Here is a 1,250-nt window from a genome sequence, read left to right as displayed (position 1 = left end):
ATCTGCTTCTCGATGGGATCAGTTTATTGCCCTGTTAATGTCCCAACTTTCCTGCCGACAAAGCCTACGGGATATTCAATCCAATCTTGAGTCCCAGCAGGAAAAGCTAAGTCATCTCGGAGCAAAGTCTATTCCCCGAAGCACGCTGGCACGAATCAATGAGCAGCAGCCTGCTGCCTTGTATCAACAGCTATTTTACAAGTTGCTTAAATACTATGAACACTCAAAAGTAGCTCATAAATTTCGCTTTAAGAATCCCTTGTATTCCTTGGATGCCAGTCATATTGACCTGTCGCTTTCCTTATGTGAATGGGCCAAAGTTCACGACTCAAAAGCCAGCATGAAACTCAGTATAGGATTGAATCACAGCAATGATATTCCTGAGTTTGTTGCAGTTGAAAATGGCAAAGAAAATGACATGGTACAAGGCCGCAAATTCCAGTTTCCTGCTGGCAGCATTGTAGTTTTTGATAAAGGCTATGTCGATTACCAATGGTATGCAAATCTGACTGCTCAAAACATTGGATTTGTCACACGTTTTAGGCCTAAATCTGTGTATCAGGTGATCCAGCAACATCCAGTGCTTGAATCCAAAGGTATTCTAAAAGATGAAACCATTCAGCTGAATAGCGCACATGCCCTAAAAAGAAAAGCCCCAGTGTTAAGAAGAATTGAATATAGAGATCAGCAAAGTGGCAAGCACTTTAGCTTTCTCAGCAATAACTTTCATTTAGCCGCCTCCACCATTGCGGCGATTTATAAAGATCGTTGGAAAGTTGAGCTGTTCTTTAAGGCGATTAAGCAGAATCTCAAATTAAAAGCGTTTCTAGGCCGCAGCAGGAACGCAATTCAGACACAAATCTGGATTGCGATGATCGCCTATTTATTGGTGAGTTTCGCTCGACATTTAGGAAAAACAGGTTGGACAGTTCAACGTTTACTCAGAATAATTCAAGTGAATTTGTTTGAAAGAAGAACTTTAAAAGCTTTATTTTCACCCGATAAAATACCCATAAAACAAGAGGAAGCTCAAATGAGCTTCCTCTTGTGAAAAATTGTGGGACAGCAATGGTAGTCATACACTCTTTTTTTATGCGGCAAAGCAAAACAAATAAAAAATGAAGATAAAAAAAAGGAGTCCTGAAGACTCCCTATAAACCAAGAATTGCTACAGCGCTTGGCATTAAAACGTACATATTTCAACAGAATCACCTTCGATGTAGGCAGAAGTTCTGCCGCTATCTTCAGCT

1 protein-coding gene is annotated in these 1,250 nt (G+C 40.3%); it reads left to right on the top strand.

Features of this window, described 5'->3' with window-relative positions:
* A partial coding sequence (locus FTV37_RS17530) for an IS4-like element ISAbe18 family transposase (RefSeq protein WP_180064345.1) occupies nt 1–1,051 on the top strand: 1,051 nt, incomplete at its 5' end.
* Nucleotides 1,052–1,250 lie beyond the last annotated feature (199 nt).

It is taken from the genome of Acinetobacter sp. YH16042 (assembly GCF_013417245.1).
GTDB lineage: Bacteria > Pseudomonadota > Gammaproteobacteria > Pseudomonadales > Moraxellaceae > Acinetobacter > Acinetobacter amyesii.
This window is presented reverse-complemented; position numbering and strand designations above follow the sequence as displayed.